General features: G+C 64.5%; 5 protein-coding genes. 4 read left to right on the top strand and 1 reads right to left on the bottom strand.

Features of this window, described 5'->3' with window-relative positions; translation table 11 throughout:
• The 4 genes from J4G38_RS06700 to J4G38_RS06685 form a co-directional block, all read left to right on the top strand.
• Window positions 1–440: CPBP family intramembrane glutamic endopeptidase (locus J4G38_RS06700; protein ID WP_226163213.1), on the top strand; the 440-nt coding region annotated here is incomplete at its 5' end.
• A gap of 38 nt (window positions 441–478) precedes the next feature.
• Window positions 479–1,114 carry an HD domain-containing protein gene (locus J4G38_RS06695; RefSeq protein ID WP_210515799.1) on the top strand — a complete coding sequence of 212 codons (636 nt, stop codon included), beginning with the start codon at window positions 479–481 and terminating at the stop codon, window positions 1,112–1,114.
• A gap of 124 nt (window positions 1,115–1,238) precedes the next feature.
• On the top strand, window positions 1,239–1,955 hold the full coding sequence (locus tag J4G38_RS06690) for a GAF domain-containing protein (protein WP_210515801.1): 717 nt from the start codon (window positions 1,239–1,241) through the stop codon (window positions 1,953–1,955).
• A 106-nt stretch (window positions 1,956–2,061) separates the two neighbouring features.
• On the top strand, window positions 2,062–4,641 hold the full coding sequence (locus tag J4G38_RS06685; protein ID WP_210515803.1) for a type IA DNA topoisomerase: 2,580 nt from the start codon (window positions 2,062–2,064) through the stop codon (window positions 4,639–4,641).
• A gap of 41 nt (window positions 4,642–4,682) precedes the next feature.
• Here J4G38_RS06685 and J4G38_RS06680 read toward each other — a convergent pair whose 3' ends face one another.
• A complete protein-coding gene (locus J4G38_RS06680) occupies window positions 4,683–6,161 on the bottom strand; it encodes an SDR family oxidoreductase (RefSeq protein WP_210515805.1) in 1,479 nt (492 codons plus the stop codon).
• Between the last annotated feature and the right edge of the window lie 9 nt (window positions 6,162–6,170).

Here is a 6,170-nt window from a genome sequence, read left to right as displayed (position 1 = left end):
TCCTAGCGCCCGTATTCGAAGAGCTGCTCTTCCGGGGCGTGATATTACAGGGGCTATTGCGGAGCCAGCGTCCGTGGGTGGCCATTGGGCAGTCGGCACTGTTGTTCGGCATCATGCATTTTAATCCTGCGCAGAGCCTAAATGCGTTGTTTATCGGCCTACTGTTTGGATGGCTATACTATCGCACCCGCTCGTTGTGGCTATGCATTGCCAGCCATTGCCTCTTCAATGCGCTGGCTTTCGGCAGTCGCTTCTACAAAGCATGGTTGAAGCCAGCGAGCATCAGCGGGCATTCTTATGGCACGGCCTGGCTGTATTATGCTGGCCTGGTACTGGTAAGTGCGTTGGTGCTTGCTTTCATCCTGTGGCATATCAGGCGAACCACCGTCGCTGAGTTGACGGCAGGCCCAGCAGCCGAGGTGGACCGGGGCATCGCCTGACTAGGCCTCACCAAACATCGAATTTCTTGTTAGAAAGTATGACCCTCGCCGCCCGCTGGCACCGCCTCACCGCTCCGCTCGTGCCCGATGCCGCCCGGCGCGAAGCCGCTTTCCAGGAGCTGGCCGCCGCCTACCAGGCCCCCACGCGCCACTACCACACCCTCCAGCACATCGAGAACCTGCTGAACCGGGTAGCGGCCGCCGACTTGCAGGACCCCGTGGTGGTGCAGCTGGCCGTCTGGTTTCACGATGCGGTGTACAACGCCCTGAAGTCCGACAACGAAGCCCGCAGCGCCGCCCAGGCCCTCGCGTTTCTCCAGGATTCTACCCTGGAGCCCGCCCGGCAGCAGCGCGTGGCCTTCCTCATCGGGCGCACCGCCGACCACACCCAGCCCCAGCCGCCCGCCGATGCCGACCTGCTCCACTTCCTCGACGCCGACCTGAGCATCCTCGGGGCCCCGGAGGCCGATTATTGGGCCTACGCCCGCCACGTCCGCCAGGAATACCGCCGCGTGCCCGACCTGCTCTACCGGCCTGGCCGCCGCAAGGTGCTGGCTAAAATGCTGGATGCGCCGGTGCTCTACCACACGCCGGCGTTGCGGACCGAGCTGGACGCCGCCGCCCGCCGCAACCTCGCGGCCGAAATCGCGGCCTGGGACCGGGGTGGGCTGTAGTCCCATTGCGCGGCGTAAATCAAGCGTTCGGGTGCGGCTCGGCGGCCCCCGGGGCTATTTTTATTGTTTCCGCGCTGAACTATTGGGTAGCCAGAGCAGTTTGGCGCTCAATTCTTAGATTTTCATGGATAGCACTTTGTACCCTGGCCTGATTCCGTCTTACGAGCACGAGCGCCTCGCCGCGCTGCAACCCTACCAGGTGCTGGGCACGCCCGGCCAGGGCCCGTTCAACGATTTCGTGAGCATCGTGGCCAAGCTCCTCGACGTGCCCATTGCCCTGATTTCGCTGGTGCGCGACGACGACGTGGTGTTCATCGGCAACACCGGCCTGCCCGAAGCCAGCGTGGTTGACCGCGAGGACAGCATGTGCTCGGTGGCCATTCTGAACGACGGCCTCACCGTGTTCGAAGACATCGCCACCCAGCCCTGCGCCCTGGTAAACCCCTTTGTGGCGCAGAAAATGCACCTGGGCTTCTACGCCGGGCAGGCCCTGCGCGCGCCCAACGGCATGGCCCTCGGCAGCCTGTGCGTGATGGACCGCGCAGCGCGCCAGCTCAGTCCCGCCGAGGGCGAACTGCTCACCCAGCTGGCCCTGGTGGCCCAGGACCTGCTGGCGCTGCAAGCCGCCAACGCCACCGAACCCATTCCCGCGCTGCAGGCCCGCCTCGAAGGCCTGGTGCAGCAGTCGCTCACCCGCCTGCACACCCTGGCCGAGCTGCACACCCTCGACCTGGCCCCCGATGAGGCCGATGCCGGGCGCTACACCGCCTCCCGCCTCGACGAAGCCAGCTACCTGGCCCAAGCGCTGCACCGCGAGCTGCTGGCCGTGCTGGACAAGTAGCAGTCGTAGCACCGGCTACCACGCAAACGACCTTTTTACGCCGTATTTTTGTTGATTCCGCACGCCGAAACCCCTTGGCGCGGCCCGCTAAATCAACCCAGAATCCGTGATAGTTTGCATTGCCGAAAAGCCCAGCGTCGCCCGTGAGATTGCCAATGTGCTGGGCGCCACCCGCCGCATGGACGGCTACCTGGAAGGCAACGGCTACCAGGTAACCTGGACCTTCGGCCACTTCTGCCAGCTCAAGGAGCCCGACGACTACCTGCCCGAGTGGAAGCGCTGGAGCCTGCACAACCTGCCCATGATTCCGGAGAAGTTCGGCATCAAGCTCATGCGGCGCGACGACGGGGTGATAAAGCAGTTCAATACCATCAAAAAGCTGGTGGACGAAGCCACCGAAGTAATAAACTGCGGCGACGCCGGCCAGGAAGGGGAGGTGATTCAGCGCTGGGTGTTGCAGGAAGCCAAGTGCCGCAAGCCCGTGAAGCGCCTCTGGATTTCGTCGCTCACCGAAGAGGCCATTCGCCAGGGTTTCCAGAACCTGCGCGAGGCCAAGGAATTCGACTCTTTATACCAGGCCGGCAAGAGCCGCGCCGTGGGCGACTGGCTGCTGGGCCTGAACGCCACCCGCCTCTTCACCCTCAAATACACCACCTACCAGGACAAGCAGCTGCTGAGCATCGGCCGGGTGCAAACCCCCACGCTGGCCCTGCTGGTGGAGCGCTGGCACGAAATCCAGAACTTCAAGCCCGAGCCGTACTGGGTGCTGCGCACCGAATACCGGGGCACGATGTTCAGCCACATGGCCGCGCCCGACAAAGCCAAAGATGCCGACGCTGCGCCCGATAACAAGTCGCGCCTGCGCGCCCTGGGCTATTTCGTGACCGAGGAAGAAGCCCGCGAAGCCCTGGAAGCCGTGCGCCCCGCTCCGTTGCGCGTCACGGATGTGGAGACTAAAAAAGGCCGCGAATCGCCGCCGCGCCTGTTCGATTTGACTTCGCTGCAAGTGCAGTGCAACAACCAGCTGGGCCTCTCGGCCGAGGATACGCTGAAAATAGTGCAGGCCCTGTACGAGAAGAAGGCCGTGAGCTACCCCCGCGTCGATACCACGTTTCTGCCCGACGACCAGTACCCGAAAATCCCCGGCATCCTGCGCGGCATTGGGTACGATGCGCTGACTGCGCCGCTGCTGGCCACCAAGATTCCGAAGACGCCCAAGGTTTTCAACAACAACAAAGTCACCGACCACCACGCCATCATCCCGACAGGCGCGGCCGGCCCCGGCGGCGGCCTGGAAACCAGCGTGTACGACATCATCGCGCGCCGCTTCATCGCCGCCTTCTACCCCGATTGCGAGGTGAGCAACACCACCGTGCTGGCCGAAGCCGCCGAGCGCCCCTTCCGCGTGCGCGGCCGCCAGATTCTCAACCCCGGCTGGCGCGTGGTCTACGGCAACCCCGAGGAGCAGCAGGCCCCCAAGCCCGCCCCCGTACCCGGTGCCGTGGCCACTGAGGCCGATGACGACGCCGTTTCCACCGTCCTGCCCAGCTTCGTGAAAGGCGAAAGCGGCCCCCACGAACCGCGCCTCGACAGCAAAACCACCCAGCCGCCCAAGGACTACACCGAGGCCACGCTGCTGCGCGGCATGGAAACGGCCGGCCGCAACATCGACGACGAAGAGCTGCGCCAGGCCATGAAGGAAAACGGCATCGGCCGCCCCAGCACCCGCGCCGCCATCATCGAAACGCTGTTCAAGCGCAACTACATCAAGCGCGAGAAAAAGCGCATCATCCCCACGCCCACCGGCGTGGAATTGATTGGCCTGATTCGAAATCCCACGCTGAAATCGGCGGAGCTAACCGGCCAGTGGGAGCACAAGCTGCGCCAGATTGAGCGCGGCGAATTGTCCTCCGAAGGCTTCCTGGGCGAGCTTTCCGGCCTGGTGAAGGAGATGGTGCAGGAAGTGAAGCAGGACAACCGCGGCCGCATGGTGACCTCCGGCAGCGCCGAGCTGGCCGTGCAGCAGGCCCAGGCCACCAGCGCAGCGGGCGGCAGCAAAGTGCCCGCCGGCCTCACCGGCACCAAAGCAGCGAAAGCTACCGGCACCGCTACCTTGCCCGGCGCAAACGGCCTCGGCTACTGCCCTGTGTGCAAGACCGGCCACGTCGTGCGCGGCAAAACGGCTTTCGGCTGCGTCCGTTTCCGGGAGGGCTGCACGTTCCGCCTGCCGGCCGAAATCCACGGCAAGAAACTCAGCGACCCGCAGGTGAAAGCCCTGCTCGCCAAAGGCCGCACGCCGATTATGAAAGGCTTCGTCGGGGCCGAGGGCCAGAAGTTCGACGCCGCAATCGGCCTCGATACCAGCTTCCAGCCCATGCTTCTCCAAGTGGCCGACAGCAAGCCCGGCGCGGCTCCCGACTCGGGCCAGATTCCGTGCCCGGTCTGCAAGCTGGGCACCATGCTTAAGGGCAAAACCGCTTACGGCTGCTCCCGTTTCCGCGAGGACTGCCAGTTCCGCGTGGCCTTCGAGTGGGGCGGCAAAGCCCTCACCGAAACGCAGCTCAAGCAGCTGCTGCGGCGCGGCGAAACCAGCGTAATCAAAGGCTTTATCTCGGCCAAAACGGGGAATAAGTATGATGCGGCGCTGAAAGTGGAAGAGGGCCGCGTGGTGCCGGTGTTTGGGTGATGTTGTGGGAAAAAGAACGTCATGTTCATCTGACGGCCTATTTATGCGGCAATTCCTCTCTCCCCATACTCCACCAGATTCTTCACCATTCCCTTGAAAATGATGCCGTGGAAGGGCAGCACCGAGTACCAGTACAGCCGGCCGGCCAGCCCGCGCGGGCGGTAGGCGGCCAGCTGTTCCACCGCGTGGCTGCCGTCCTGCTGGTCCACGATGCGGAACTGCAGCCAGGCTTCGCCGGGTAGCTTCATTTCGGCGTAGAGCAGGAGGCGGCGGCTGGCCTTGTCCGCCACCAGCACGCGCCAGAAATCGAGCGGGTCGCCGGCGCGGAGGCGCGAGGGCGAGCGCCGGCCCCGGCGCAGGCCCGGCCCGCCCACGGCCTTGTCCATGATGCCGCGCAGGCGCCAGAGCCAGTCGGTTTTGTACCAGCCCCGGTCGCCGCCGATGCGCCAGATATTGTCCAGCACCTCGGGCACCGGCCGCTGGAAGGGCAGGAGCTGCCGGTCGAAGAACATGCCGTTTTTGGGGATTTGGATGGCGTCCATGTAGTCCTGGCGCATGGTGCCGCTGCTCAGCGCGTCGCTCCAGCTACTCACTACTTCGTTCTGCTCGATGCGCTGGAAGGCCAGGGCCAGAGCCGCCTGGTAGTTCATGCACTCGTGCGGAATCACGGTGCTGATGCTTTTGGCGGGGTCGCACACGGTGTCGTTTTTCAGGCTCTCCACCAGGCTTTGGGCCAGGGAAAACGTGGTGCTCGTGACCAGGTACAGCCACCACGACGACAGCCGGGGCGTGAGCACGGGCACCGTCACAATCCAGCGTTTGTAGCGGCGTTCGGCGGCCAGCCCCAGCAGCATCTGGCGGTACGTCAGCACGTCGGGTCCGCCCACGTCAAAGGCCCGGCCGAAGCAAGCCGGATTGTCCAGCACTTCGGTGAGGTAAAACATGATGTCGCGAATGCCGATGGGCTGGCAGCGCGAATTCAGCCAGCGTGGCGTCACCATCACCGGCAGCTTCTCCACCAAATCCCGGATAATCTCGAACGAAGCCGAGCCCGAGCCGATGATAATGCTGGCGCGCAATACCGTCAGCTGGGCCTTTTGCGCCTCACCCAGCACGGCTTCAACCTGGTAGCGGGAGCGCAGGTGCACGCTCAGGCCGCTGTCGTTGGCGATGCCGGAGAGGTAGATGACCTGCCGGGCGGTGGTCGTATTCAGGTACTGGGTGAAGTGGTGGGCCGACTGCTGCTCCAGCTGAAAGAAGTCCTCGCTGCCGCCGCTCATGGAGTGCACAAGGTAGTAGGCCGCGTCGATGTCGGTGGGCACGGCGGCCAGCGAGTCGGGCTTGAGCAAGTCGCCCTGGGCCACGCTGATGCGGGCCAGCAAGGCTTCGGGCAGCGTATCGGGCAGGGAAAAGCGGCGCGGGTCGCGCACCAGGCACACTACGTCGTGGCCCGCGCCAACCAGCAGCGGCAGCAGGCGCTGGCCAATGTAGCCCGTGGCGCCGGTGAGGAGGATTTTCATCTGGTAGGA

Origin of the sequence: Hymenobacter terricola (genome assembly GCF_017921975.2) — a bacterium.
In the GTDB taxonomy this organism is placed as follows: domain Bacteria; phylum Bacteroidota; class Bacteroidia; order Cytophagales; family Hymenobacteraceae; genus Hymenobacter; species Hymenobacter terricola.
The sequence above is the reverse complement of the archived record's forward strand: the minus strand, read 5'-3'. Positions and strand labels throughout refer to the sequence as shown.